Origin of the sequence: Streptomyces californicus, assembly GCF_000717645.1 — a bacterium.
Lineage (GTDB): Bacteria > Actinomycetota > Actinomycetes > Streptomycetales > Streptomycetaceae > Streptomyces > Streptomyces californicus.
Genome location: NZ_JNZZ01000030.1, coordinates 20,214 through 44,682 on the forward strand (window position 1 = coordinate 20,214; position 24,469 = coordinate 44,682).

A 24,469-nucleotide genomic window follows, 5' to 3' on the forward strand; every position below is an offset into this window, starting at 1 on the left:
AGCCTAACCTAACTCGAATGGATCTTGCGTCCTCGCCCCCTGGGTGCACGGCTCGTGCGCCGCCTCCCCACGTCCCCTCCACTTATTCCGATCGCCCGCGGCCTTTCTGCTGACGGAGGCCGTTGCGGAGGTGCCCGCGCCGGATTCCACTTCTACCGGCTGACGTCCTGACGTGCGCCGGCCCCGCGACGCCAGTAGGAGGCGGAGGTCACCCGGGCGGGGTCGAAGCTCCGCTCCCGGACCAGGTGGTGGCGCAGCGCCCGTACGCCCGCCTCCTCGCCCGCGATCCACGCGTACGGCGTGCCGGGCGGCAGGTCGGCGGCGCGCACGCTCTCCACCCCGCAGACGGCCCCCTCGCTCCGGACGAGCCAGCGGATCCGGGCCTTCGCCGCCGTGTTGAGCGCCTGCCGGTCCTCGGTGCGCGGGATCTCCAGCCAGACCCGGGCGGGCATTCCGGCGGGCAGCCACTCCAGGACGGCGGCAGCGGCGGCCAGCGCGGACTCGTCGGCGCGGATCAGCACCCAGTCGGTGCCGGCCGGCGGCCGGAAGCGTACGGCGGGGTTGTCCGGTGACGCGGGGCCCAGCACGGTGAGCGGGTCGCAGGGGGAGGCGGCCAGCGCCCACCGGGACGCGGGGCCGCCGCCGTGCAGCACGAAGTCGAGGTCGAGTTCGGTGGAGCCGTCGGGGCGCGGCCGCTGCGCCCGCACGGTGTACGAACGCGTCACGGCCCGACCGTCGCCGGGTCGGAGAGGCCCCCGGCCGGCGGGGCCCGCGCCCGGGTCCGCGGCGCACGGCGGCAGGGTGATGGACACGCTCTGGTCGCGTCCGCCGCCCCGGAAGCCGTCCGCCCCCGGCCCGCCGAGCGTGATCCGGAGGACGGAGGGGCCCAGCCGTCGCGTCCGCAGGACGGTCAGGTCGAAGGGGCGGAGCGGGGAGACCGCGGGGGCGGCGGGCATCGTCGACGTCAACGGGGGGCTCCTCCGGGGCGGGCCGGAGCGGTGGGCGGACGGCCCGGGCTTCCGGCGGGGGCGATCCGGAGTAAGGTTAGCCTACCCTTGCTTGGATGGGAGGGGTCTGTCACCGATTCCCCGACGCGCCCGGTCCGCACCGCCGTGGCCCCTCCCACCCGTACCGGCCGCGTACGGAAGGGCTGCGGAGGTGAAGCCGTTGGAGGCTCAGGCGTCGCCGAACAGGGACCGGCAGGCTTCGAGCCCCTCCACGGTCACCTCGACCCTCCGATGCGCCTCCCACCGCTCCCGGTCCAGGCGCAGCCGCTGAAGGGTCACGGCGGCCCCGCGTACGGACTCCGTCTTCACGCCGTCGTCCGTGTAACCGAGCCGCCGCGAGACGCCGAGCGAACGCGGGTTGTCGAGCATGGCCGCCGAGACGGCACACCGCGCGCCGAGCCCGGCGAACGCGAGGTGCAGGGCGGCGGCGCGCATCTCCGTGCCCAAGCCGCGCCCCTGGTACGGGAGTCCGAGCCACGACCCGGTCTCCACCTCCCGCAGCGTGCCGAAGTCCTCCCCCATCAGGTCCTGCCGGCCGACGACCCGGCCCTCGTGCAGGACGGCCAGGCTGAGCGTCCAGCTCCGCGCGGACCAGGCGGCGACGGTCCCCAGCAGGTGCTGGAACACCGCCCGCCCCACCTCCTCGGGCTTCCCGTCGGTCCACGCCACGCTGAACGGCATACGGCCCGGCTCGTGCACTCCGCCGGCGGCCACCGAGGACAGCTCGTCGAGGAGGGGGAGGTCCGGCAGGCGCAGTTCGAGGCGCGGCGTCCGCAGGCGGAGCCCGTACAGAGGCCAGTGGGGAAGGTCCATGACGGGACTCTGCCGGGTCGGCCGCAGCGGTGTCGACCGAATTCGGGAGAACCGGCGCGCGGGCTCGGGCGCCCGCAGGCGTCACCGTGTTCCCGTGTCCCCCAACGCGCCTTAGGGTGAGCCGGTGACCTCACCACGGAAGAACGCCACGGCGCGCATCGCCGAGGGCGACCGCGACAGCGCTGTGCGGCGGGTGCGGGAGGCGTACGCCGAGGAGCGCATCTCCCACGAGGAGATGGACGAACGGCTCGACCGGGTGCTGGCCTCCACGACGCACGGCGAACTGACCGCCGCCCTCGATCTGCTCCCCGCCGAGGACCCGGGCGGCACGGAGACGATCGCCGCCGCCGGGGGGCGTATCAAGCGGCGCGGGGTATGGCAGGTGCCTCGGCGCCTCATCGTCCAGTCCGCCTTCGGGCGGGTGCGCCTGAATCTGTCGCGGGCACGCTTCGAGCACCCGGTCGCGGACATCGAGCTGAACCTCGGCACCGGCAACGCGGTCATCGTGGTGCCCCGCGACGCGGTCGTCGACGTCACTGGGCTGGCGACCGGGTGGAAGGACCTGCGGTACACGCCCCGGCAGCCGTCCCGCCCCGACGCACCGCGCTTCCGTCTCTCGGGCGCGATGGGCTACGGACGGCTGCGGATCCGCCACGCCTGGCGCTGAGGGAGAGGCGAACTGCTGCTCAGCCGGATGGAGTTGTGCGGAGTCCGCCCGTAGCGCGCGCCCGGCGGGGCCGCGCCCCGATCGGGGCCCGTCCCGGCGGCTGACGTGTTCTCACGCCCCGCCCCGCCGACCGTGGAGCGGTCCACGGCCGGCGGGGCGGCGGCAGGCGGCGCGTCGGTCGGTGGTTCAGCCCTTCAGGCCCAACTCCCGGGCGATCAGCATGCGCTGGACCTCGCTCGTGCCCTCGCCGATCTCCAGGATCTTCGAGTCCCGCCACATGCGGGCCACCGGGTACTCGTTCATGAAGCCGTAGCCGCCGTGGATCTGTGTGGCGTCGCGGGCGTTGTCCACCGCGACCGTCGAGGAGTACAGCTTCGCGATGGCCGCCTCCTTCTTGAACGGTTCGCCCGCCACCAGGCGGGACGCCGCGTCGCGCCAGCCGACGCGGGCCATGTGGGCGCGCGTCTCCATATCGGCGATCTTGAACTGGATCGCCTGGTTCGCGCCGATCGGCTTGCCGAACGCGTGGCGCTCGTGCGCGTACTTCACCGACTCGTCCACACAGCCCTGCGCCAGGCCCGTCGCCAGGGCGGAGATCGCGATCCGGCCCTCGTCCAGGATGCGCAGGAACTGGGCGTAGCCGCGGCCCTGTTCGCCCAGGAGGTTGGCGGCCGGGACGCGGACGTCCGCGAAGGACAGCTCGCGGGTGTCCGAGGCGTTCCAGCCGACCTTGGAGTACGGGGCGGCGACCGTGAAGCCGGGCGTGCCCGAGGGGACGATGATCGCGGAGATCAGGGGGCGGCCGTCCTCCTTGCGGCCCGTGACCGCCGTGACCGTCACCAACTCCGTGATGTCCGTACCCGAGTTGGTGATGAAGCATTTCGAGCCGTTGATGACCCACTCGTCGGTCGCCTCGTCGAGAACCGCCGTCGTCCGGGTGCCGCCCGCGTCCGAACCGCCGTCCGGCTCGGTCAGGCCGAACGCGCCCAGCGCCTCGCCCGCGCACAGCTTCGGCAGCCACTGCCGCTTCTGCTCCTCCGTGCCGAACAGGTGGAGCGGCATAGCGCCCAGCGAGACCCCGGCCTCCAGGGTGATCGCCACCGAGGAGTCGACCCGGGCCAGCTCCTCCAGGGCGATCCCGAGCGCCAGGTAGTCGCCGCCCATGCCGCCGTACTCCTCCGGGAACGGCAGCCCGAACAGACCCATGCGGCCCATCTCGCGCACGATCTCGTACGGGAACTCGTGGCGCTCGTAGAAGTCGCCGATCTTCGGCGCGACCACGTCGTGCGCGAACTCCTCGACCGTGCGGCGCAGTTCCTCGTGCTCGGCGGTCAGCCGGTGGTCCAGGGACATGGGGTCACTCACTCCTTGTGGGAGGCGGAAGAAGGGGACAGGGCGCGGACCGTGCGGGATGGGCTCGGCCGGCCCAGGTGTTCGGCCAGCCAGACGCTGGTGGCGGTCAGGGCGTCCAGGTCGACGCCCGTCTCGATGCCGAGGCCGTCGAGCATCCAGACCAGGTCCTCGGTGGCGAGGTTTCCCGTGGCGCTCTTCGCGTACGGGCAGCCGCCCAGGCCGCCCGCCGACGCGTCGACCGTGGTCACCCCGTGCCGGAGCGCCGTCAGGGTGTTCGACAGCGCCTGGCCGTACGTGTCGTGGAAGTGGACGCCGATGGCCTCCGTGGGAACGGCCGCCTCGTTGAGGGCTGTCAGGAGTGCCGTCACGTGGCCCGGCGTCGCCACCCCGATCGTGTCGCCCAGCGACAGCTCGTCGCAGCCCAGGTCCATCAGCGCCTTGGCGACCTTCACCACCTGAGCGACCGGGACCGCGCCTTCCCACGGGTCGCCGAAGCACATCGACAGGTAGCCGCGCACGTGGGCCTTCTCCGCCTTCGCGCGGGTCACCACCGGCTCGAACATCGCCAGCGACTCGGCCACCGTCCGGTTCAGATTGCGCGCGGCGAACGTCTCCGTCGCCGAGCCGAACACCGCGATCGACCGGGCCCCGAGCGCCAGCGCCCGGTCCAGCCCGCGTTCGTTCGGCACGAGGACGGGGAGCGAGACGTCGCCCACGTCCGCGATGTCCCCGATGAGGGGGAACAGCTGCTCCGCGTCCGCCAGTTGGGGCACCCACTTGGGGTGGACGAAGCTCGTCGCCTCGATCGTGGTGAGACCGGCCTCCGCCAGGCGGCGGATGAACTCCGCCTTCACCGCCGTCGGGACCGTCTCCTTCTCGTTCTGCAGGCCGTCCCGCGCGCCCACTTCGTGGATGCGGACCCGGGAGGGAAGGCCCGGGGCCGGGACCTCCATGGGGAGTCGCCGCGTGCTCACGCGTCCTCCCGAGGGGCCACGACCGCCAGGATCTGGTCCATCGCCACGGTCGCGCCCGCCGCGACGTCCAGCTCGGTCACCGTTCCCGCGTGCGGGGCGGAGATCACGTGTTCCATCTTCATCGCCTCCACCACGAGCAGGCTCTGCCCCGCCTCGACCTCGTCGCCGACGGCCACCTTGACCACGGTGACCGTGCCCGGCATCGGGGCCGCCAGGGTGTCCGCCCCGCTGCGGCCCGCCCCGCTCAGGGACGCCTCCACCGGGTCGTGGTCCTGGACGTGCCAGGTGTCGCCGTCCCGGCCGAGCCATTCGCCCGAGCGGTGGAAGTGGCCCACCGCGCCGTCGAGTTCGACCGTCACCCGGTCCGCCGTGACCGTCGCGGAGGCCGGGGCGATCCGAGTCACGGGTTCACGTACCCCTACTCGCAAGGGGAAGTGCAGCGGTGCCCGTACACCCCCCGTCCGCCACCCGTTCGGCACCGAGAACGGGTCCGTCCAGCCGCCCGCGTCCGGCCGGGGCTCCAGCGCCTCCCGGCGGACCGCCGCGGCCGCCGCGTACACCTCGTCCGGTACCGCGTCCGGCACCAGGCCCTCCGCCTCGCGCTCCACCAGACCGGTGTCCAGCCGTCCCGCGACGACGTCCGGGTGGGCCAGCAGGCGCCGCAGGAACCCCGCGTTGGTCGGGACGCCCAGGATCACCGTGTCCGCCAGGGCCGCCCGCAGCTTGCGCAGCGCCGTCGCGCGGTCGGGGCCGTACGCGATGACCTTCGACAGCATCGGGTCGTACAGGCTGCCCACCGGCACGCCCTCGCTGAGCCCCGAGTCCGTCCGCACCCCGCCGCCCTGCGGCTCGCGCAGCGCCAGCACCGTACCGCCGGAGGGCAGGAAGCCGCGGGACGGGTCCTCGGCGCAGACCCTCGCCTCGACCGCCCAGCCGGTGAGGGTGATGTCCTCCTGCGCGTACGGGAGCCGCTCGCCCGCCGCCACCCGCAGCTGCCACTCCACCAGATCCAGGCCGGTGATCAGCTCGGTCACCGGGTGCTCGACCTGGAGGCGGGTGTTCATCTCCATGAAGTAGTACGAGGACGGGTCGTCGCCCGGGACGATGAACTCCACCGTCCCCGCGCCCGCGTACCCGCAGGAGCGTGCCGCCCGCACCGCCGCCTCGCCCATCGCCGCCCGGGTCGCCTCGTCCAGCAGGACGCTCGGCGCCTCCTCGATGATCTTCTGGTGGCGGCGCTGCAGCGAGCACTCGCGCTCGCCCAGGTGGATCACGGTGCCGTGGGCGTCGGCGAGCACCTGGATCTCGATGTGGCGCGGGCGGTCGATCCACCGCTCCACGAGGAGCGTGTCGTCGCCGAAGGAGGCACGCGCCTCGCGCCGGGCCGCCGCGATCTCGTCCGCCAGCAGCGCCGCGTCCCGCACCAGGCGCATGCCCTTGCCGCCGCCGCCCGCCGAGGGCTTGAGCAGGACCGGGGTGCCGATCTCCCGTGCCGCCGCCTCCAGTTGGGCGTCGGTCAGCCCGCTGCCGGAGGAGCCGGGGACCACCGGCACCCCGTACGCCGCCACCGTCTCCTTGGCCCGGATCTTGTCGCCCATGAGCGCGATCGCCGAGGCGGGCGGGCCGATGAAGACCAGCCCCGCGTCCGCGCACGCCTGCGCGGACTCCGCGTTCTCCGCCAGGAATCCGTACCCCGGGTGGACTGCCTGCGCGCCCGTGCGGCGGGCCGCCTCCAGGAGCGCCGGTACGTTCAGATAGCTCTCGGCGGCGGGCGGCGGGCCGATCCGTACCGCCGTGTCCGCCTCCCGTACGTGCCGGGCGTCCGCGTCCGCGTCGCTGAAGACCGCGACCGAGCGCACGCCCTGCTCCCGCAGGGTCCGGATCACCCGGACCGCGATCTCGCCGCGGTTGGCGACCAGTACCGTGTCGAACATCGTCGTCATCTTTTCCTCACATCCGGAAGACGCCGAAGCCCGGGCCGGCCGGGTCCTTCTCGGGCAGCGGGGCGTTGGCGCAGGCCGTCAGCGCGAGGCCCAGCACCTGGCGGGTGTCCACGGGGTCGATCACGCCGTCGTCCCAGAGCCGGGCGCTGGCGTAGTACGCGTTGCCCTGGGTCTCGTACTGGGCGCGGATCGGCGCCTTGAACTCCTCCTCGTCCTCGGCGCTCCAGTCGTCGCCGAGCTGGTCGCGCTTGACGGTGGCCAGCACGGAGGCGGCCTGCTCGCCACCCATCACCGAGATCTTGGCGTTCGGCCACATCCACAGGAAGCGGGGGCTGTAGGCCCGGCCGCACATGGAGTAGTTGCCCGCGCCGTACGAACCGCCGACGACGACCGTCAGCTTCGGGACCCGGGTGCAGGCGACCGCCGTCACCATCTTCGCGCCGTGCTTGGCGATGCCGCCGGCCTCGTAGTCCCGGCCGACCATGAAACCGGAGATGTTCTGGAGGAAGACGAGCGGGATGCCGCGCTGGTCGCACAGCTCGATGAAGTGCGCGCCCTTCTGGGCCGACTCGGAGAACAGGATGCCGTTGTTCGCGACGATCCCGACCGGGTGGCCGTGGATCCGGGCGAACCCGGTGATCAGCGTCTGCCCGTACTCCGCCTTGAACTCCTGGAACCGCGAGCCGTCCACCACCCGGGCGATCACCTCGCGTACGTCGTACGGCGTGCGGGAGTCCACCGGGACCGCGCCGTACAGCCCGGCCGGGTCCGCCTTCGGCTCCTCGGCCGGCTCGACCGACCAGGGGAGCGGGGCGCGGTCCGGGAGGGTCGCGACGATGTTCCGGACGATCCGCAGGGCGTGCGCGTCGTCCTCCGCGAGGTGGTCGGTGACCCCCGACGTGCGGGAGTGGACCTCGCCGCCGCCCAGTTCCTCCGCCGTGACGACCTCGCCGGTCGCGGCCTTCACCAGCGGCGGGCCGCCGAGGAAGATCGTGCCCTGGTTCCGGACGATGACGGCCTCGTCGCTCATCGCCGGGACGTACGCCCCGCCGGCCGTGCAGGAACCCATGACCGCGGCGATCTGCGGGATGCCGGCCCCCGACATCCGGGCCTGGTTGTAGAAGATCCGCCCGAAATGGTCCCGGTCGGGGAAGACCTCGTCCTGCATCGGCAGGAACGCGCCCCCGGAGTCGACCAGATACAGGCAGGGGAGACGGTTCTCCAGCGCCACCTCCTGGGCGCGCAGATGCTTCTTCACGGTCATCGGGTAATACGTGCCGCCCTTGACGGTCGCGTCGTTGGCGACGATCACGCACTCCCGGCCGGAGACCCGCCCGATGCCCGCGACGACACCGGCGGCGGGGGCCTGGCCCCCGTACATCCCGTCGGCCGCCAGCGGGGCCAGCTCCAGGAAGGGCGAGCCCGCGTCGAGCAGGGTGTCCACCCGGTCCCGGGGGAGCAGCTTGCCGCGCGCCTCGTGGCGGGCCCGCGCCCTCTCACCCCCGCCCAGCCGCGCCGTGGCGAGGCGGTCCGCCAATTCGTCGGAGAGCGCGCGATGCGCCGCCTCGTTGGCCTGCCAGGCCCCCGAGGCGGGATCGGCCGCGCTCGCCAGGACCGGTGCCTGCTGCATCGTGTCGAGCCCCCTTGCCCGTACCGCAGTGGTGAAAGCGTTGACGTGCTGTTAATGAGCGTTAACGCGTTTCCCCTCAGGTTAACGAGCGCTAACGACCCTGTCTAGAATGAATCCCCATGAGCACCCATGCCGCCCGCGTCGCGGCCCCCACCCGCCGCGAGCAGATCCTGCGGGAGGCCGCCCGCCTCTTCGCCGAGCGCGGCTTCCACGGTGTCGGCGTCGACGAGATAGGCGCCGCCGTCGGCATCAGCGGCCCCGGCCTCTACCGGCACTTCCCCGGCAAGGACGCGATGCTCGCCGAGCTGCTGGTGGGGATCAGCGAGCGCCTCCTGGAGGGCGGACGGCGGCGGGTGGCGGAGGACGAGGCCCGGGGCGGCGGCTCCCCGGAGGCCCTTCTGGACGCGCTCATCGAGGGCCACATCGACTTCGCCCTCGACGACCGCCCCCTGATCACCCTCCACGACCGCGAGCTGGACCGGCTGCGCGACACGGACCGCAAGCGGGTGCGGCGGCTCCAGCGCGAGTACGTCGAGGTCTGGGTCGGCGTCGTCCGCGCCCTGTACCCGTCGCTGGCCGAGAACCGGGCCCGCGTCACCGTGCACGCCGTCTTCGGCCTGCTGAACTCCACTCCGCACCTGGCCCGCCCCGACGCCCTCCCCGGCCGCGCGGCGACCGCCGGCCTGCTGCACCGGCTGGCCCGGGGCGCTTTCGCGGCGGCGGAGACGGCCTGACGGCCTGGCGGTCCGAGGGTCCCGACTGTCCGGCTGCCTGGGCGTTCGGCTGTCAGCCTGTCGGGCCGTCCGCCTGCCGCGGTGTCCAACCTTTCTGCGGTCCGACCATTCAGCCGTCCTCCTGCCCGAGCATCCGACCAGCGGCTTCCGCCGCCCGCCGGCCGTCGGGTTCCGGGCAACCCGGAACCGGGTACGTACGTCTCTCCGGTCAGTACGCAACGAATCGGGGAGCCGCGCCGTGACCGTCTCGCTGGGCGAAGAGATCATGCTGCTGTCGCTGGACGACGCCACCGGTGCGGCGCAGGGGCAGACCGCGGCCCGCTGGGGCGTGGCGGCCGGCATGCTCCTGGAACTCGTCATGGCGGGCCGCGCCACGGTGAAGGGCGGCCGCGTCGAGGTCTTCGACCCCACCCCGACGGGCGACCCGCTCCTCGACGGCCGGCTCGACCGGCTCACGCGCTGGGTGCACGGCGCGTCCAGCAGCCGCAAGGTGTCCGACTGGCTGACCCGGGAGCACGCCAAGGGATCGCAGGACGTGGTGGCGAGCCTCGTCGCTCGCGGCCTGGTGACCGAGGAGAGGCACCGGGCCCTCGGCGTCTTCCCGGTCCGCCGCTACCCGGAGGCGGACGGCACCGTCGAGCGCGAACTGCGCGCCCGGCTGGCCTCCGTGGTCCTGGAGGGGGCCGAGCCGGACGCCCGCACCAGCTCCCTCGTCGCCCTGCTGCACGCCACCGGCATGCACCCCCAGGCGTTCCCGGGCGTGCCGAAGAAGCGGATCGCGCCGCGCATGGCCGAGATCGCCGAAGGCCAGTGGGCGGGCGTGAGCGTGCGCGAGGCGATCGGCAACCTCCAGGCGGCGATCTCCGCGGTGACCGTGGTGACGGTCCTCTCCGTGGTGTCGTAGAGCCCGGCTCCCGGGGCGCCGCCCCTCGCACCGCTGCCCTCAGGCCCCGCTGCCTCCCGGGCCGCCGCCCCTCGCACCGGCCCGGCTTCCGGGGCGCCGCCCCTCGCACCGCTGCCCTCAGGCCCCGCTGCCCTCAGGCCGCTGCCTCCCGGACCGCTGCCCCCAGGCCCCGCTGCCTCTCACATCGCTGCCGTCCCTCAGGTCGCCGGCGACAGGTGCCGGTGCGCCCAGGCGGCGAACGAGGTCACCGGAATCCCGAGGTCCGTGGCGAGGCGCGGGTGGGCCGGCTGCGTGAGGGCGTTGGACCACGCGTGACCCGCGCCCCAGGACGGCATGCCCGCCGCGAGCGCGTCGTCGAGATCCATGACGGGAGCCTTCACCGGTACGCCCCACACATCGGAGAGCACCCCGGCCACCTGCTCCATCGTGAGCCGGTCGCCCGCGAGCTCCAGCTCCACCCGGTGGAACCGGTCGGGGTCCCGTACGGCGTGGGCGACCGCCGCGCCGATGTCCTCGCACGCCACCAGGGCCAGCGTCGTCTCCGGCCGGACGACGGTCGCCAGCCCGCCCTCCGGGCCGCGCGGCGCCAACTGGGGCAGGTTCTCCATGAAGAACGCGGGCTTGACCACGGTCCAGCGGGAGAATCCCGCGCCGCGCACCGCCTCCAGGATCGCCTCCTTGGTGGCGAAGTAGGGCTCCAGCGCCGCCCACCGCCCCTCCGCCCAGCCCGGGGTCTCCGTGTGGACCCCCACCCCGCTGGTCGAGGACTGGACGAACTGCGCGACGCCCGCCGCCCGCGCCGCCCCGATCAGGTGCGTCGCCTGCGCCAGCTCCCCGGCGAAGTCGACGCCGCTCTCGCTCATCGGAGGCATCTGCACCGAGAACACGGCACGGACGCCCGCGCAGGCGGGGTCCAGCGAGGACCGGACGGAGAGATCGCCGGCGATCAGCTCCGCACCCAGCGCCTCCACCTCCCGCGCGCGCCGGGCCAGCGGGTCGCGCACCAGCGCGCGGACCGGCACACCGGCGGCCAGCAGCGCGCGGGCGGCGGCCCCGCCCTGGCGTCCGGTGGCACCGGTGACCAGGACGGGAGCGGAAGTCGACGTCATCGCGGGGTCTCCTCGGGATCGGCGAACAGGCCGGGCGCGGTACGGCAGGGGTGCGCGCGGCGAGAAACAGCGGGGCCCGCCGTTTAACCGTCGCTACGATATGGCGGGGCCCACCGCTTGGCAACGGGGAGAGAACGTGACCGGTCAGCGCGCGGACGCCCGCCGCAACTACAGCCGCATCCTCGCCGTGGCCGAGGCCGAGGTGGCCCGGCACGGCGCGGCGGCCTCCCTCGAACAGGTCGCCCGCACCGCGGGCGTCGGTTCGGCCACCGTGCGACGCCACTTCCCCACCCGCCAGGCCCTCCTCGAAGCCGTCTTCCAGGAACGCGTCCAGGCCCTCTGCCGGCGCGCGGACGACCTGGGCCGGTCCGGGGACAGCCGGACCGCGCTCCTGGAGTGGCTGCACGACCTCCTCGCGTACGCCGTCTCCGCGCGGGGCCTCGCGGACGCCCTGACCTACGAGCCGCCCACCGACCGGCCGGCCGAGGGGGCCGCGCCGGACTCCTGCGGCGCGCTGCTCGCGGACGCGGCGGCCCCGCTGCTGGCCCGCGCCCTGGCGGAGGGGACGGTCAGAGCGGGCACCACCTTCCACGACCTGCTCACCCTCGTCGTCGGCATGGCTCTGGCCACCGAGCACTACACCGACCCCTCGGCCCGCGCCGACCGCCTCTTCACGCTCGCGGTGGAGGGCCTCAGTCCGAGCCCCTGAGGACGGGGCGACCGCCGGGACCGCCCCGTATCCGGCGGAGGAAGGAGCGGGTCACGCCGGGGTGAACAGTCCCGGAAGACTTGTCGGGCCCGGCGGAGCGCCGGCGCGGAGCGGTGTGCGGTCCGCCCGCCGGACCTGGGGTTCCCGCCGTCCGCCCGGCCGCCGGCCACGGCCGCCCGGGGCCGCTGTCGAGGACTCCGAGCACACTGCGCACACCGGACGGCACAATGGGTCCATGCCGATACCCAGCCGCGCCGCCCTCGTCGACCACCTCGTCCGCACGCGTATCGCCGGGAACGTCGCCACACCGCGCGACAACAACCTCTCCCACTACCGCAAGCTCGCCAACGGCGACCGCCACTACTGGCTGGGCCTGGAGCTCGGCGACCGCTGGACCGACGAGCAGGACGTGCTCGCCGTGATGGCCGAGCGCTGCGGCGTCAACGACGACCCGGCGCACCGGCAGGGCCAGGACACCATCGACCCCGAGCTGACGGTGGACGCCCTGGAGCGGATGGCGGCCCGCCTGCGCAAGGCCGCCGACGGCCGCGAGCGGGTCCTCTTCGCCACCGGGCACCCCGGCGGCCTGCTGGACGTGCACCGGCAGACGGCGGACGCGCTGCGCCGCGCGGGCTGCGAGATCGTCCGCATCCCGTCCGGGCTGATGGCCGACGAGGGCATGGTCTTCCAGTTCGCGGACGTCGCCGTGCTGGAGCGCGGGGCCACCCTCTGGCACACCCACTCGCCGGCCCCCATGGCCGCCATCCTCGACGCCATGGCCCACCTGGGCCGCCCGCTGCCCGATCTGGTCGTCGCGGACCACGGCTGGGCCGGGTGCGCCGGACAGCGCGGCCTGGACGCGATCGGCTACGCGGACTGCAACGACCCGGCGCTCTTCCTCGCCGAGGCGGAGGGCGCCCTCCAGGTCACGGTCCCGCTCGACGACCACGTCACCGACCCGCGCTACTACGACCCGATGACGGACTACCTGCTGCACGCGGCCGGGCTGCTGGAGGAGGAGCCCGAGCCGGGGCCCGCCGGGTCCGCCGCGTAGCCGGGGCCCGCCGGGCGCGCGTCCCGTACGTCCGCCGCGCCCCATACGTCCGCCGGGCGCGCGGGAGTCTTCGTACGTGCGCGGGGCGCGCGTCCCCGTACAGCCTCCGGGCGGGCGCGGGCGTACGCCGTACACACGGCAGTACGTCCGCGCGCCGCCCGCCCGTGCTCCCTCAGGGGCCGCCGCGCACCCGCTGGGCCCGTCCCGGCGTCGGGTCCAGGTACACCCGCCGGATCGACGGGAACCGCTCCCTCAGCCGCGCCTCCGCCTCCTCGCAGGCCCACTCGACCTCGGCGGCGGTCGCCATGTCGCGGAAGTCGACCTTCGCGGCGATCAGCATCTCGGTCGGCCCCTGGATCAGCGTCGTCAGCTCCAGGACGTCCACGACGTGGGGCACCGACAGCAGCTCATCGCGCACGCCCGCGCGCACCGCGGCGGGCAGCGGCCGGCCGATGAGGAGCTGCGCGTTGGAGCGGCCCAGGACCCAGGCCACGTACACCAGCAGCAGCCCGATCAGGCAGGACGCGATCCCGTCCCAGACGCCCGAACCGGAGAGCTGCCCGCCCAGCAGGCCGCCCGCCGCCAGCAGCAGCCCGATCAGCGCCGCCGAGTCCTCCATGACGACGGCCTTCACCGCCGTGTCGGGCGTGTGGCGCAGGTAGTACGTGTCCGGCACCCGCAGCCGCGACGCCTCGCGCCGCACCTGCTTGACCCCGGTGCGCAGCGAATAGCCCTCCAGCAGGAAGGCGACGCCCAGCACGATGTACGAGACCAGCGGATCGCCCAGCTCCTCGCCCGCGACCAGCGTGTGCACCCCGTCGTAGATCGAGAAGACGGCCCCGCCGACGAAGGTGGCGATGGAGGCGAGCATCGCCCAGATGTACCGCTCGGGGCCGTAGCCGAGAGGGTGCTCCTCGTCGGCCGGCTTCTCGCTCCGCTTCAGGGCGGCGAGGAGCATGACCTCGGTGACCGTGTCGGCGACCGAGTGGGCCGCCTCCGAGAGCATCGCGCTGGAGCCGCTGATCAGCCCGGCGACGGCCTTGGCCACGGCGATGCCGAGGTTGGCGGCGGCCGCCACGATCACGGTGAAGGCGGACTCCCCGCCTTCGGTCTCCCCGTCCTCGGTCTCCCTGCTCGCTTTCGCGTCGCTCATGGTGGGGAGTATGTCGGAACCGCGGCTTCGGAGGCCGTTCATCCTCGCGGGACGCGGACGACGCCTTCCTGGATGACGGTGATCGCGAGGCGTCCGTCGGCGGTGTGGATGCGGGCCTGGCCGAGCCCGCGCCCGCCGGACGCGGAGGGCGACTCCTGGTCGTACAGCAGCCACTCGTCCGCCCGGAACGGCCGGTGGAACCACATCGCGTGGTCCAGGCTCGCCCCGACCACGTCCCCGACCGCCCAGCCGCCCCGCCCGTGGGCGAGCAGCACCGAGTCGAGCAGGGTCATGTCGGAGACGTAGGTGGCCAGGCAGACGTGCAGCAGCGGGTCGTCGGCCAGTTTGCCGTTGGTCCGGAACCACACCTGCGAACGCGGTTCGCGCGCCTCGCCCACCGTGGCGAACGGCGGGGTGTCCACGTACCGCAGATCCACCGCGGCGCGCGCCTCGATCAGCCGGTCCACAACCCCGGGGGAGCTGAAGCGGTCCGCGTACCGGGGCAGCATCTCGGCGGCGGTCGGCAGCGTCTCCGGGTCGGGCGCGGCGGGCATGGGCGCCTGGTGCTCCATGCCCTCCTCGTGGCTCTGGAAGGACGCGGAGAGGTGGAAGATCGGCTGCCCGTGCTGGACGGCGACCACGCGGCGGGTGGTGAAGGACCGCCCGTCCCGGATGCGGTCGACGGTGTACACGATGGGCGCGCCCGGGTCGCCCGCCCGCAGGAAGTACGCGTGCAGGGAGTGGGCGGCGCGGTCGGCCGGCACGGTGCGGCCCGCGGCGACGAGCGCCTGGGCCGCCACCTGGCCGCCGAACACCCGGGGCACGAGCGAACTGCGGCTCATGCCCCGGAAGATGTCCCGCTCGATCTGCTCCAGGTCGAGCAGGTGGAGCAGATCGAGCAGGGGGTCGGGGCTCTCGGTCATGGAGAAAGGACGGCCCTCTACAGACCCATGGACTTGGCGATGATCGACTTCATGACCTCGCTGGTGCCGCCGTAGATGCGGTTGACCCGGTTGTCCGCGTAGAGGCGGGCGATCGGGTACTCGTTCATGAAGCCGTAGCCGCCGTGGAGCTGGAGGCAGCGGTCGATGACGCGGTGGGCGACCTCGGTGCAGAACAGCTTCGCGGAAGCCGCCTCGGCCGCCGTCAGCTCACCGGCGTCCAGCGCCTCCAGCGCGCGGTCGGCGACGGCCTGGGCCGCGTCCACCTCGGCCTGGCAGGCGGCCAGCTCGAACTTGGTGTTCTGGAACGAGGCGACGGTCTTGCCGAAGACCGTGCGGTCCTGCACGTACTCCTTGGCGAACCGGACGGCCGCCGCGGCCTGGGCGTACGCGCCGAAGGCGATGCCCCAGCGCTCGGAGGCCAGGTTGGTGCCGAGGTAGCCGAAGCCCTTGTTCTCCTCGCCCATCAGGTCCTCGACGGGGACCTTGACGTCGACGAAGGCCAGCTCGGCGGTGTCGGAGACGCGCAGGCCCAGCTTGTCGAGCTTGCGGCCGACCGAGTAGCCCTCGGACTTCGTGTCGACGGCGAAGAGGGAGATGCCGAAGCGGCGGTCGTCCTCGCGCGGGGCGGCGGTGCGGGCGCAGACGATCACGCGGTCGGCGTGGACGCCGCCGGTGATGAAGGTCTTGGCGCCGTTGAGGACGTAGTGGGTGCCGTCCTCGGAGAGCTTGGCGGTGGTCTTCATGCCCGCGACGTCGGAGCCGGTGCCCGGCTCGGTCATCGCGAGGGCCCACATCTCCTCGCCCGAGGCGAACTTGGGCAGCCAGCGCTTCTTCTGGTCGTCGGTGGCCAGCATCTTGATGTACGGGAGGCCGAGCAGCGTGTGCACGCCGGAGCCGCCGAAGGAGACGCCCGCGCGGGCGGTCTCCTCGTAGATGACGGCCTCGTACTTGTGCGAGTCGATGCCCGCGCCGCCGTACTCCTCGTCGACCTCGATGCCGAAGATGCCCAGCTCGCCCAGCTTGAGGTAGAAGTCGCGCGGGGCCTGGCCCGCGGCGAACCACTCGTCGTAGACCGGCACGACCTCGGCCGCGATGAAGGCGCGGATGGTCTCCCGGAACGCCTCATGGTCCTCGTTGAATACCGTACGGCGCACGGGGTGCCTCCTTGGTCGGCGGTCGCGTCGTCCTCGGCTAAGCGCTTGCTCAGTCCTCCTCCGAAGTTACCCGCCGGTTGCGGTCGCTGTCCAGGGTGATGCGCGGCACCCGCCCGGACGGGCGACGGAGCCCGTCACGCGCCGGGGCGGGCGGCGAGGGCCGATTGTCAGTGGCGTGAGGCAGGATCGGAACCGGACGGCGACGACCGTACGGCACGGGTACGGACACGGGGACGCATCACGTGCGGAACACGCGGAACACCGCGTGCGGGAGACACATCCGGGGGGATCGGCGTGGCGATCACGAACGAACGGCTGGCGGGGTACACCTTCCTGGCTCTGCTCTACGAGGACGAGTACTTCCCGGACCACGTCCTGGACCGGGGCACGGCCGTCCTGCGCGCCCTGTGCGAGCGGATCGAGGCCGAGCGGCCCGCCGACCTCGCCGCCCTGTACGCGCTGACGGCGGTGGCGACCGAGGCGTTCAACGACCTGGAGGCCGCGTTCGAGGAGGCCGGCAGCGAGATCGAGACGGTCGCCCGCGAGGAGATAGGCGAGGCGTTCTGGGTCATCGCCACCGCGTACGGGTTCGCGGACGCGGACCCGGAGGAGCTGATCGCCCGGCGCGAGTGGTGACGGGCCTTGTCGGGGCTGCGGACTTCGGGGCCGGGTCCCGGGCTTCCGGTCTCCGGTTCCGGGGCCCGAACGCCGTGTTCCGGTTCCGGGCCTCCGGCTCCGAGCGCCGGGCCTTCCGGCCTCCGGTCCCGGGCTCCGGGAAGGCGCTGCCGGGTGCGGGACACCGTGGGAGGGTGGGGGAGTGAGGCTGGAGGACCTGGCCCGGCTGCGCCGGGCCCGCGACCGCATGGACCGCGAGTACGCCGAACCGCTCGACGTCCCCTCGCTGGCCCGCGACGCCCTCATGTCGGCGGGGCACTTCTCCCGCAGCTTCCGCGCCGCCTTCGGCGAGACCCCGTACAGCTACCTCATGACCCGCCGCATCGAGCGGGCCAAGGCGCTGCTGCGCCGGGGCGACCTGTCGGTCACGGACGTCTGCTTCGCCGTCGGCTGTACGTCACTGGGCTCGTTCAGCACCCGCTTCACGGAGCTGGTCGGGGAGAGCCCGAGCGCCTACCGCGCCCGGCCCCACGACGCCGGCGAGACCATCCCGGCCTGCGTCGCCAAGATGCTCACCCGACCGGTCAGGAATGGAGAAGCGGATCGCCCACCCCGCCCGTAGCGTGAAACGCATGGACATCAAGCTCTCGCAGTGCTTCATCGCCGTCGACGACCACGACAAGGCGCTCGCCTTCTACCGCGACGCCCTGGGAATGGAGGTGCGCAACGACGTCGGGTTCGAAGGCATGCGCTGGGTGACCGTCGGGTCCCCCTCGCAGCCGGACGTCGAGATCGTCCTGGAACCCCCGCTCGCCGACCCCAACGCCCCGGAGGCCGACCGCCGCACCATGGCCGAACTGCTCGCCAAGGGCATGCTGCGCGGCGTCATCCTCACCTCCGACGACGTGGACGCGGCCTTCGAGCAGGTCCGCGCGGCGGGCGGCGAGGTCCTCCAGGAACCGATCGACCAGCCGTACGGCGTCCGCGACTGCGCCTTCCGCGACCCCGCCGGAAACATGGTCCGCATGACCCAGAGCACGAAGTAGCACCCGCCCGACCGGGGCGGTGCCGGGCCGGGGCCGAAACGGCCCCGGCCCCCACGTACGACCAGCAGGCTCCGCGCCACCAGCCACATGGAGAGACGACGAGCATGGCCCCGAGAACGAAGTCCCAGCAGCAGCCCACCCCGCACGCCGCCGACAGCCACGACCTGATCCGGGTGCACGGCGCGCGCGAGAACAACCTGAAGGACGTCAGCATCGAGCTGCCGAAGCGCCGGCTGACGGTGTTCACCGGCGTCTCCGGTTCGGGCAAGAGCTCGCTGGTCTTCAGCACCATCGCCGCCGAGTCCCAGCGGCTGATCAACGAGACGTACAGCGCGTTCGTCCAGGGCTTCATGCCCTCGCAGGCCCGCCCCGACGTCGACGTGCTCGACGGCCTGACGACGGCGATCATCGTCGACCAGCAGCGCATGGGCAGCGACCCCCGCTCCACCGTCGGCACCGCCACCGACGCCAACGCCATGCTCCGCATCCTCTTCAGCCGGCTCGGCCGGCCGCACATCGGCCCGCCCGGCGCGTTCGCCTTCAACGTCCCCTCGGTGACCGCCAGCGGTGCGATCACCGTCGAGCGCGGCAACAAGAAGACCGAGAAGGCGACGTTCAGCCGCACCGGCGGCATGTGCCCGCGCTGCGAAGGGCGCGGCACGGTCTCCGACATCGACCTCACCCAGCTCTACGACGACTCCAAGTCGATCGCCGAGGGTGCGTTCACCATCCCCGGCTGGAAGTCGGACAGTTGGTGGACCGTGCGGATCTACGCGGAGTCCGGCTTCCTCGACCCGAACAAGCCCATCGCCAAGTTCACCGAGCGGGAGATGCGGGACTTCCTCTACAAGGAGCCGACCAAGGTGAAGGTCGAGGGCTCCACCCTCACCTTCGAGGGGTTGATCCCCAAGATCCAGAAGTCGTTCCTGTCCAAGGACCGCGAGGCGATGCAGCCCCACATCCGGGACTTCGTCGACCGGGCGGTCACCTTCGCCACCTGCCCCGAGTGCGAGGGCACCCGGCTCACCGAGGGCGCCCGCTCCTCGAAGATCAAGAAGATCTCCATCGCCGACGCCTGCGCCATGGAGATCCGCGACCTCGCGGAGTGGGTCCGGGGTCTGGACGAGCCCTCGGTCGCCCCGCTGCTCGAAGCGCTCCAGCAGACCCTGGACTCGTTCGTGGAGATCGGCCTCGGCTACCTCGCCCTGGACCGCCCCTCCGGCACCCTCTCCGGCGGCGAGGCCCAGCGCGTCAAGATGATCCGCCACCTCGGCTCCTCCCTCACCGACGTCACGTACGTCTTCGACGAGCCGACCATCGGCCTCCACCCGCACGACATCCAGCGCATGAACGACCTCCTGCTGCGCCTGCGGGACAAGGGCAACACGGTCCTGGTCGTGGAGCACAAGCCCGAGGCCATCGCCATCGCGGACCACATCGTCGACCTCGGCCCCGGCGCCGGTACGGCGGGCGGCACCGTCTGCTTCGAGGGCACTCTGGACGGGCTGCGCGGCTCCGGCACGGTCACCGGCCGCCACCTCGACGACCGGGCCGTGCTCAAGGAGGAGGTGCGCAAGCCCACGGGCGCACTGGAGATCCGCGGGGCGACGTCGCACAACCTCAGGGACGTGGACGTCGACATCCCGCTCGGCGTCCTCACCGTCATCACGGGTGTCGCCGGCTCCGGGAAGAGCTCGCTCGTCCACGGGTCGATCCCGGCGGGCGAGAACGTCATCTCGGTCGACCAGAGCCCCATCAAGGGTTCCCGCCGCAGCAACCCGGCCACGTACACCGGCCTGCTGGAGCCGATCCGCAAGGCGTTCGCCAAGGCCAACGGCGTGAAGCCCGCCCTGTTCAGCGCCAACTCCGAGGGCGCCTGCCCCACGTGCAACGGCGCGGGCGTCATCTTCACCGACCTCGGCGTCATGGCCGCTGTCTCCAGCCCGTGCGAGGACTGCGAGGGCAAGCGGTTCCAACCGGCCGTGCTCGACTACCACTTCGGCGGCCGGGACATCAGCGAGGTCCTGGCGATGTCGGTCACCGAGGCCGAGACGTTCTTCGGCTCCGGTGACGCGGCCCTCCCGGCCGCGCACAAGATCCTGACCCGCCTGGTGGACGTCGGCCTCGGTTACCTGAGTCTCGGCCAGCCCCTCACCACCCTCTCCGGCGGCGAACGCCAACGCCTCAAGCTGGCCACGCACATGGCCGACAAGGGCGGCGTCTACGTCCTGGACGAGCCGACCACCGGCCTGCACCTCGCGGACGTGGAACAGCTCCTGGGTCTGCTGGACCGCCTGGTCGACTCCGGGAAGTCGGTGATCGTCATCGAGCACCACCAGGCGGTCATGGCCCACGCCGACTGGATCATCGACCTCGGCCCCGGCGCGGGCCACGACGGCGGAAAGATCGTCTTCGAGGGTACCCCGGCCGACCTGGTCGCGGCCCGCTCGACCCTGACGGGCGAGCACCTGGCGGAGTACGTGGGGGAGTGAGACGGGCCGGGCCCGCGCGGCCCGGCGCTCTCCGCGAGCCCTTTCCGTCCGGCCCCGGGCCCTCTCCGCCCGGCCTCGGGCCCTCTCCGCCCGGCCTCGGGGTCAGGCGGAGAGGGCCCCGCTCTTCACGGCGTCCACGAAGGGGGTCCACCCTGCGGCGGGGATCAGCAGGGCGGGCCCGCCGGGGCTCTCCGTCGCGATCGGGCGGGCCGGGCGCGTCCTTCGGGGCCTCCGGTACGGTCGCGGCATGCCGTTCTACGTGTACGCCCAGGACCAGCCCGGTGTCGCCGACCAGTTGATGGAGCTGTGCGAGGAACACTGGTCCTACATGGACCGGTTCGACGACCGGCTGATCCTGCGCGGCCCGACCGTGTCCGACGACGGGGAGGAGCACACGGGGAGCGTCCACGTCGTCGACCTCGCGGACCGGGCGGAGGCGGAGTGGTTCGCGCGGGACGAGCCGTTCTGGAAGGCGGGCCTCTACCGGGATCTCCTGGTCGTCGCGGCCGAGGTGCTGCTGAGCCGCGCACCGGCGGCGGACGTCCCGTACACCCTGGTCACCGCGCGGTGGCCCCTGCCGGCCGACGCCGAGGGCGACACCGCTCACGACGCCGGTGAGCGGCGGGACTTGCTGGGCGCGGAGCCGGACGGCCGCCTGGTCTTCGTGGCCGCCCTGGCCGACGACGAGGGGGCCGGGACGACGGGCGCGGTCGCGGCCGTGCGGGCGCTCCCCGACGAGGCGCGGGAACTGGTCCGTCCGTTCGCGGAACGGCTGGCCGGCGGACGGCCCGCGACGCTCACGGCGCAACGCTGGGAGCGCGGCGGGCGGAACTGATTCTGCGGGCTTGGCGTACGGATTCCGCGGCGGGCGATCCTGGGCCCATGAACCGTGTTCTCTCGACGCCGCCCACGATCCCCTCCGGTCGGCTCTCGACGATGGCCGTCACGACATGCACCTGCACGCCCGCGTCCGGGGCGACTGAACCGGGATCAAGAGGGACGGGCGGGGCCGGTCAGGGAGAGACGTTCCCGCAGCCAGGAGCCGATGCCGGCGAGCGCGGTGGCGGCGAGGGCGGTGGGATGGCCGGTGAAGCCGTGGGGCGCGGCGGGGTAGAGGTGCAGCTCGACGTCGTTCCCGGCGGCCGACAACCGGCCCGCGAGCGTCAGGTTGTCCTCCAGCAGGACGTCCTCCGCCCCGATGACCAGCAGGGCCGGGGGGAGTCCGGTGAGGTCGGCGTAGAGCGGGGAGACGTCGGGAAGGACGCGGTCGCGGGCGGGGACGTGGCCGACGTACGCCTCGATGAAGTACTCGTCCGCGATACGGCGGCCGGCCGGGGTGAGCGCGCTCATGTCGTACGTGCCGAACTGGAGCGCGGCGCCGGTGAACCGGCCGATCATGTTTGCGGGCCGGCTCACCGCGTCTCCGCACCGGCTCGCCGGGACCGCGTCGTCGGGGCCGCTCGGGGCGTCCTGGGAACCGCGGTCCCTGAGCCGTAGCAGGGTGGCCAGGGCGAGGGTGGCCCCGGCGGAGCTGCCGCCGATCGTCAGCCGAGAGGTCCCGAACCGGTCCTCGGCCTGCTCGGCGAGCCAGAGCGCTGCCGTCTCGCAGTCGTCGGGCGCCGCGGGCCAGGGGTTTTCGGGGGCGAGCCGGTAGTCGACGCTGACGACGACGCTGTTCAGCGCCTCCGCGAGAGCCCGGTTGCGTACGTCGCCGTGCGCTGCCGTGTCCATGTAGAACCCGCCGCCGTGGATGTCCAGGTGGACGCCCCGGGGCGCGCCGCCGGACGGCAGGAAGACCCGCACCGGGACGCGGGCCCCGGCCGCCTCCGCCATCTCCTCGGCGGCGGGAGGATCGGCGGCGGGCGGCGCGGACCGGCGAGCCCGGATGGCCTCCAACTCCTCGAACGAGGCGGGCCCGCGGCCCGCGACCCGCGCCCGGTAGAAGGCGCGGGCCTCCGCGACCTGCTCGGCGGGCACGTCCGCGAACAGGTCCTCCAGCGCGAATCGCATGCGTCGCTCCTTGTCGTCCGGGCCGAGGCCGGGTGCGGGTGCGGGGCGTGGGTCTGCGGATGATCGGGCCCGCAGGCCCGATCATCCGCAGACCCACGAACCCGGTGGATGCTATCGGCGCAGGGGAAGGGCGCGCGGCTCAGGCGGGGCGGCGGGCCATCCAGGTCTCGCGGGTGGACCGTACGACGAGGTCGCCCCGGTGGCGGACGTCCTCGGGCCCGCCGCCGACGAGCCGGCCGAGCGCGGCCAGGTCCTCGGGGCCGACGCGTCCTTCGAGGGAGCCGCGGACGCGTTCGAACACCAGGTACGCGTACCGGCCGGCCCCCTCCGGCAGCGGGGCGCGCAACTCCCACCGCTCGGCGCGCTCCTGCTCCACGGGGAGTCCGGCGGCGGTGAGCAGGGCGCCCCAGTCGGCCCCCCGGTGGGGCAGTTGATCGGCGTGCAGCCCGTCGAGCGCCGTACGGCAGCGGGCCTCCAACGCGCCGGCCGCCCCGTCCTCCGGCAGGAAGGTCGGCATCCCGCCGACCTCGGCGACGGCCAGCAGCCCGCCGGGGCGCAGGGCGGCCCGGATGCCGGCGAGGGCGGTGGCGGGGTCGTCCAGGTGGTGCAGGGAAGCGGACGCCCAGACGAGGTCGGCGTCGGTGACCCCGGGCAGCCCCGCCCCGGCATCGGCCTCCAGCGTCCGTACGCGGTCGCCGAGCCCTCGCTCCCGGGCGACCGTGACGATGTGCTCCAGCATGGCGGGGGAGCTGTCGACGGCGGTCACCCGGGCGGCGGGGAACTGCTCCAACAGGGCGAAGGTGCCGGTCCCGGTGCCGGCGCCGAGGTCGACGATGTGCCGCACGTCGTCACCGGCCAGACAGGCGACGCGGCCGGTGAGCGCGGTCAGATGGGGCGCGAAGAGGGCGGCGTCGAGATCCAGGATCTCGGGAAGGCCGTCAGGGATCGCGCCGGAGTCGTGGGCGTGGTGGGCGGAGCCGTCATGCGGATGCGTGGGGGAGTGCTGGTCCCGGTGTGCGTGAGCCATGCGATCGAGCGTACGGAGGGATTGCGCCAGATGCATACAGCCTTGCCGAAAACGCAAGAAGGTCGCGCCGGGACCGACCGCGTACGCAAGAGGGCCGGCGTGGACGCGGTGATCCACGACCCGCCACGGGCCCACAACCCTTCGCCTCAAGGACGGCCTTTCGTCTGTCCGTACCGCTTCGGCCGCGCGGGAGCACGGGGTGCGCGGGACGTGGAAGCGCGGGGTGTTACGCGTGGTCGGGGCGGGTCCAGTCGTGGTCCTCGCGGACGAGGGTGAAGCCGGCTGAGCGGTAGAGGGCCGCGGCCGCTTCGTTGGCCGCCGGGGTCAGGACCGCCACCGCGCTCGCGCCCCGGTCCGCGAGGGCCGCGCAGGCGCCCAGGACCGCGTCGCGGCCGTAGCCGCGGCCCCGGTGGTCCGCGTGGGTGCCGACCGGTTCGAGGAGGCCGCATCTGCCCGGGCCCGCGAACCAGCCGGTCGCGGTGGCCGCGGCGTCCCCGTCCGGCGTGCGGACGAGCGTCTCCACGGCGAGGTGGCCCGCCGGGGACGCCCGCATCGTCTCCCAGTGCTTCAGGGCGAACGTGGACCCGGTGAAGGCCGACCTGTGCACTCGCACCCGGTCGGCCGCGTCGGACTCCTCGACCGGCAGCGCGCGCGTCGCCACCGGCCGGGGCGTCCAGGAGAAGACGAGCCGGGGCTCCTCCGAGCGGGGCCGCCACCCGGGGACGGGCAGGCCGTCCGTCCTGGCGTTGCCCCGGACGAGCAAGTCCTCCGCGTCCGCCGCCACCGCCCCGAGGTCGGTGTCGGGCGCGCCGGTCACCCGTAGGACCGGCCCGTCGAGGAAGCCCACCGCGACGGGGGCTGCGGCGTCGTGCCGGGTGTCGATGCGCGGGTCCGTCCGTCCGACACCCCGCGCGTCGACCCAGAGGTGGACCGTCGCGTCGCTGTGGCGCAGCAGCCAGCCCACGTCACCGGGGTGCAGGCCCCCGGCGGGAGCGTCCGCGGGCGTCCACACGCTCAGCGAGCGCAGAGCGCGGGGGGTCTCGCGGGGGGACAGCGTGCGCCGTACGACAGGGGGCATGGGCGCGAGGCTAACGGCCCGGGCGGGCCTCGGTCAGCCGGGTATCCGCTCAG

The 24,469-nt window shown here is 73.5% G+C and carries 23 protein-coding genes; 10 read left to right on the forward strand and 13 right to left on the reverse strand.

Annotation, left to right across the window (positions count from 1 at the left end):
• Nucleotides 1–152: 152 nt before the first annotated feature.
• Together IF19_RS0129740 and IF19_RS0129745 are read right to left on the reverse strand one after the other, a co-directional pair.
• Nucleotides 153–956, reverse strand: coding sequence for a siderophore-interacting protein (locus IF19_RS0129740; RefSeq protein ID WP_030277496.1), 804 nt, complete (start codon nucleotides 954–956; stop codon nucleotides 153–155).
• A gap of 219 nt (nucleotides 957–1,175) precedes the next feature.
• Nucleotides 1,176–1,820, reverse strand: a complete 645-nt coding sequence (locus IF19_RS0129745; protein WP_030113094.1) for a GNAT family N-acetyltransferase — start codon at nucleotides 1,818–1,820, stop codon at nucleotides 1,176–1,178.
• Between the two features lie 124 nt (nucleotides 1,821–1,944).
• Here IF19_RS0129745 and IF19_RS0129750 point away from each other — a divergent pair, with 124 nt between their 5' ends.
• Nucleotides 1,945–2,487 carry a DUF1707 SHOCT-like domain-containing protein gene (locus IF19_RS0129750; protein WP_030113093.1) on the forward strand — a complete coding sequence of 181 codons (543 nt, stop codon included), beginning with the start codon at nucleotides 1,945–1,947 and terminating at the stop codon, nucleotides 2,485–2,487.
• A gap of 186 nt (nucleotides 2,488–2,673) precedes the next feature.
• Here the strand turns inward: IF19_RS0129750 and IF19_RS0129755 are convergent, their stop codons facing one another.
• From IF19_RS0129755 to IF19_RS0129770, 4 genes are read right to left on the reverse strand one after another with little or no spacing between them, the layout of a single operon-like run.
• Nucleotides 2,674–3,840 carry an acyl-CoA dehydrogenase family protein gene (locus IF19_RS0129755; RefSeq protein ID WP_030121270.1) on the reverse strand — a complete coding sequence of 389 codons (1,167 nt, stop codon included), beginning with the start codon at nucleotides 3,838–3,840 and terminating at the stop codon, nucleotides 2,674–2,676.
• 8 nt (nucleotides 3,841–3,848) lie between these two features.
• A complete protein-coding gene (locus IF19_RS0129760) occupies nucleotides 3,849–4,793 on the reverse strand; it encodes a hydroxymethylglutaryl-CoA lyase (RefSeq protein ID WP_030113091.1) in 945 nt (314 codons plus the stop codon).
• Between the two features lie 17 nt (nucleotides 4,794–4,810).
• Nucleotides 4,811–6,757, reverse strand: a complete 1,947-nt coding sequence (locus tag IF19_RS0129765; RefSeq protein ID WP_030277499.1) for an ATP-binding protein — start codon at nucleotides 6,755–6,757, stop codon at nucleotides 4,811–4,813.
• Between the two features lie 7 nt (nucleotides 6,758–6,764).
• Complete coding sequence (locus IF19_RS0129770) at nucleotides 6,765–8,387, reverse strand: carboxyl transferase domain-containing protein (RefSeq protein WP_030277501.1); 1,623 nt, start codon at nucleotides 8,385–8,387, stop codon at nucleotides 6,765–6,767.
• 119 nt (nucleotides 8,388–8,506) lie between these two features.
• Here IF19_RS0129770 and IF19_RS0129775 point away from each other — a divergent pair, with 119 nt between their 5' ends.
• Complete coding sequence (locus IF19_RS0129775; RefSeq protein WP_030113088.1) at nucleotides 8,507–9,121, forward strand: SACE_7040 family transcriptional regulator; 615 nt, start codon at nucleotides 8,507–8,509, stop codon at nucleotides 9,119–9,121.
• Between the two features lie 238 nt (nucleotides 9,122–9,359).
• Complete coding sequence (locus IF19_RS0129780) at nucleotides 9,360–10,025, forward strand: GOLPH3/VPS74 family protein (RefSeq protein WP_030113087.1); 666 nt, start codon at nucleotides 9,360–9,362, stop codon at nucleotides 10,023–10,025.
• 197 nt (nucleotides 10,026–10,222) lie between these two features.
• On the opposite strand, the gene IF19_RS0129785 is transcribed toward IF19_RS0129780, so the two are convergent.
• Complete coding sequence (locus IF19_RS0129785; RefSeq protein ID WP_030113086.1) at nucleotides 10,223–11,134, reverse strand: NmrA family NAD(P)-binding protein; 912 nt, start codon at nucleotides 11,132–11,134, stop codon at nucleotides 10,223–10,225.
• Between the two features lie 136 nt (nucleotides 11,135–11,270).
• Here IF19_RS0129785 and IF19_RS0129790 point away from each other — a divergent pair, with 136 nt between their 5' ends.
• Together IF19_RS0129790 and IF19_RS0129795 are read left to right on the forward strand one after the other, a co-directional pair.
• Nucleotides 11,271–11,843 carry a TetR/AcrR family transcriptional regulator gene (locus IF19_RS0129790; protein ID WP_030121267.1) on the forward strand — a complete coding sequence of 191 codons (573 nt, stop codon included), beginning with the start codon at nucleotides 11,271–11,273 and terminating at the stop codon, nucleotides 11,841–11,843.
• Between the two features lie 235 nt (nucleotides 11,844–12,078).
• On the forward strand, nucleotides 12,079–12,897 hold the full coding sequence (locus tag IF19_RS0129795) for a phosphatase (RefSeq protein ID WP_030113084.1): 819 nt from the start codon (nucleotides 12,079–12,081) through the stop codon (nucleotides 12,895–12,897).
• Nucleotides 12,898–13,069: 172 nt separating this feature from the next.
• Here IF19_RS0129795 and IF19_RS0129800 read toward each other — a convergent pair whose 3' ends face one another.
• The 3 genes from IF19_RS0129800 to IF19_RS0129810 are packed head-to-tail and all read right to left on the reverse strand — an operon-like array spanning nucleotide 13,070 to nucleotide 16,148.
• The gene (locus IF19_RS0129800; protein WP_030113083.1) at nucleotides 13,070–14,050 is read right to left on the reverse strand and encodes a cation diffusion facilitator family transporter; all 981 of its coding nucleotides are present in this window, start codon (nucleotides 14,048–14,050) and stop codon (nucleotides 13,070–13,072) included.
• 38 nt (nucleotides 14,051–14,088) lie between these two features.
• Nucleotides 14,089–14,973, reverse strand: a complete 885-nt coding sequence (locus IF19_RS0129805; protein ID WP_030113082.1) for an acyl-CoA thioesterase — start codon at nucleotides 14,971–14,973, stop codon at nucleotides 14,089–14,091.
• Nucleotides 14,974–14,990: 17 nt separating this feature from the next.
• Nucleotides 14,991–16,148: an acyl-CoA dehydrogenase family protein gene (locus IF19_RS0129810; protein ID WP_030277503.1), complete on the reverse strand. Its 1,158-nt coding sequence runs from the start codon at nucleotides 16,146–16,148 to the stop codon at nucleotides 14,991–14,993.
• A gap of 294 nt (nucleotides 16,149–16,442) precedes the next feature.
• Here IF19_RS0129810 and IF19_RS0129815 point away from each other — a divergent pair, with 294 nt between their 5' ends.
• From IF19_RS0129815 to IF19_RS0129840, 5 genes are all read left to right on the forward strand, one after another.
• Nucleotides 16,443–16,784, forward strand: coding sequence for a DUF5713 family protein (locus IF19_RS0129815; protein WP_030113080.1), 342 nt, complete (start codon nucleotides 16,443–16,445; stop codon nucleotides 16,782–16,784).
• 181 nt (nucleotides 16,785–16,965) lie between these two features.
• Complete coding sequence (locus tag IF19_RS0129825) at nucleotides 16,966–17,385, forward strand: helix-turn-helix transcriptional regulator (protein ID WP_030113079.1); 420 nt, start codon at nucleotides 16,966–16,968, stop codon at nucleotides 17,383–17,385.
• 10 nt (nucleotides 17,386–17,395) lie between these two features.
• Nucleotides 17,396–17,809, forward strand: a complete 414-nt coding sequence (locus IF19_RS0129830; protein WP_030113078.1) for a VOC family protein — start codon at nucleotides 17,396–17,398, stop codon at nucleotides 17,807–17,809.
• A gap of 104 nt (nucleotides 17,810–17,913) precedes the next feature.
• Nucleotides 17,914–20,301 carry an ATP-binding cassette domain-containing protein gene (locus tag IF19_RS0129835; RefSeq protein ID WP_030113077.1) on the forward strand — a complete coding sequence of 796 codons (2,388 nt, stop codon included), beginning with the start codon at nucleotides 17,914–17,916 and terminating at the stop codon, nucleotides 20,299–20,301.
• Between the two features lie 247 nt (nucleotides 20,302–20,548).
• The gene (locus tag IF19_RS0129840; protein WP_030113076.1) at nucleotides 20,549–21,136 is read left to right on the forward strand and encodes a YciI family protein; all 588 of its coding nucleotides are present in this window, start codon (nucleotides 20,549–20,551) and stop codon (nucleotides 21,134–21,136) included.
• Nucleotides 21,137–21,291: 155 nt separating this feature from the next.
• On the opposite strand, the gene IF19_RS0129845 is transcribed toward IF19_RS0129840, so the two are convergent.
• The 3 genes from IF19_RS0129845 to IF19_RS0129855 all read right to left on the reverse strand — a co-directional run bounded on the left by IF19_RS0129845 (nucleotide 21,292) and on the right by IF19_RS0129855 (nucleotide 24,416).
• Nucleotides 21,292–22,311 (reverse strand): alpha/beta hydrolase fold domain-containing protein, encoded by a 1,020-nt coding sequence (locus IF19_RS0129845; protein ID WP_030113075.1) that lies wholly within the window; start codon nucleotides 22,309–22,311, stop codon nucleotides 21,292–21,294.
• 139 nt (nucleotides 22,312–22,450) lie between these two features.
• Nucleotides 22,451–23,338 carry a class I SAM-dependent methyltransferase gene (locus IF19_RS0129850; protein ID WP_030113074.1) on the reverse strand — a complete coding sequence of 296 codons (888 nt, stop codon included), beginning with the start codon at nucleotides 23,336–23,338 and terminating at the stop codon, nucleotides 22,451–22,453.
• A gap of 226 nt (nucleotides 23,339–23,564) precedes the next feature.
• Nucleotides 23,565–24,416, reverse strand: a complete 852-nt coding sequence (locus tag IF19_RS0129855; protein WP_030113073.1) for a GNAT family N-acetyltransferase — start codon at nucleotides 24,414–24,416, stop codon at nucleotides 23,565–23,567.
• Nucleotides 24,417–24,469: the final 53 nt, after the last annotated feature.

Excerpts from the sequence above, each read along its gene's own strand:
- IF19_RS0129850 (WP_030113074.1), bottom strand. The coding sequence starts at position 23,338 with ATGGCTCACGCACACCGGGACCAGCACTCCCCCACGCATCCGCATGAC.
- IF19_RS0129795 (WP_030113084.1), top strand. The coding sequence starts at position 12,079 with ATGCCGATACCCAGCCGCGCCGCCCTCGTCGACCACCTCGTCCGCACG.
- IF19_RS0129775 (WP_030113088.1), top strand. The coding sequence starts at position 8,507 with ATGAGCACCCATGCCGCCCGCGTCGCGGCCCCCACCCGCCGCGAGCAG.
- IF19_RS0129745 (WP_030113094.1), bottom strand. The coding sequence starts at position 1,820 with ATGGACCTTCCCCACTGGCCTCTGTACGGGCTCCGCCTGCGGACGCCG.
- IF19_RS0129805 (WP_030113082.1), bottom strand. The coding sequence starts at position 14,973 with ATGACCGAGAGCCCCGACCCCCTGCTCGATCTGCTCCACCTGCTCGAC.
- IF19_RS0129830 (WP_030113078.1), top strand. The coding sequence starts at position 17,396 with ATGGACATCAAGCTCTCGCAGTGCTTCATCGCCGTCGACGACCACGAC.
- IF19_RS0129855 (WP_030113073.1), bottom strand. The coding sequence starts at position 24,416 with ATGCCCCCTGTCGTACGGCGCACGCTGTCCCCCCGCGAGACCCCCCGC.
- IF19_RS0129785 (WP_030113086.1), bottom strand. The coding sequence starts at position 11,134 with ATGACGTCGACTTCCGCTCCCGTCCTGGTCACCGGTGCCACCGGACGC.
- IF19_RS0129835 (WP_030113077.1), top strand. The coding sequence starts at position 17,914 with ATGGCCCCGAGAACGAAGTCCCAGCAGCAGCCCACCCCGCACGCCGCC.
- IF19_RS0129740 (WP_030277496.1), bottom strand. The coding sequence starts at position 956 with ATGCCCGCCGCCCCCGCGGTCTCCCCGCTCCGCCCCTTCGACCTGACC.
- IF19_RS0129755 (WP_030121270.1), bottom strand. The coding sequence starts at position 3,840 with ATGTCCCTGGACCACCGGCTGACCGCCGAGCACGAGGAACTGCGCCGC.
- IF19_RS0129765 (WP_030277499.1), bottom strand. The coding sequence starts at position 6,757 with ATGACGACGATGTTCGACACGGTACTGGTCGCCAACCGCGGCGAGATC.
- IF19_RS0129800 (WP_030113083.1), bottom strand. The coding sequence starts at position 14,050 with ATGAGCGACGCGAAAGCGAGCAGGGAGACCGAGGACGGGGAGACCGAA.
- IF19_RS0129845 (WP_030113075.1), bottom strand. The coding sequence starts at position 22,311 with ATGCGATTCGCGCTGGAGGACCTGTTCGCGGACGTGCCCGCCGAGCAG.
- IF19_RS0129840 (WP_030113076.1), top strand. The coding sequence starts at position 20,549 with ATGCCGTTCTACGTGTACGCCCAGGACCAGCCCGGTGTCGCCGACCAG.
- IF19_RS0129770 (WP_030277501.1), bottom strand. The coding sequence starts at position 8,387 with ATGCAGCAGGCACCGGTCCTGGCGAGCGCGGCCGATCCCGCCTCGGGG.
- IF19_RS0129760 (WP_030113091.1), bottom strand. The coding sequence starts at position 4,793 with ATGGAGGTCCCGGCCCCGGGCCTTCCCTCCCGGGTCCGCATCCACGAA.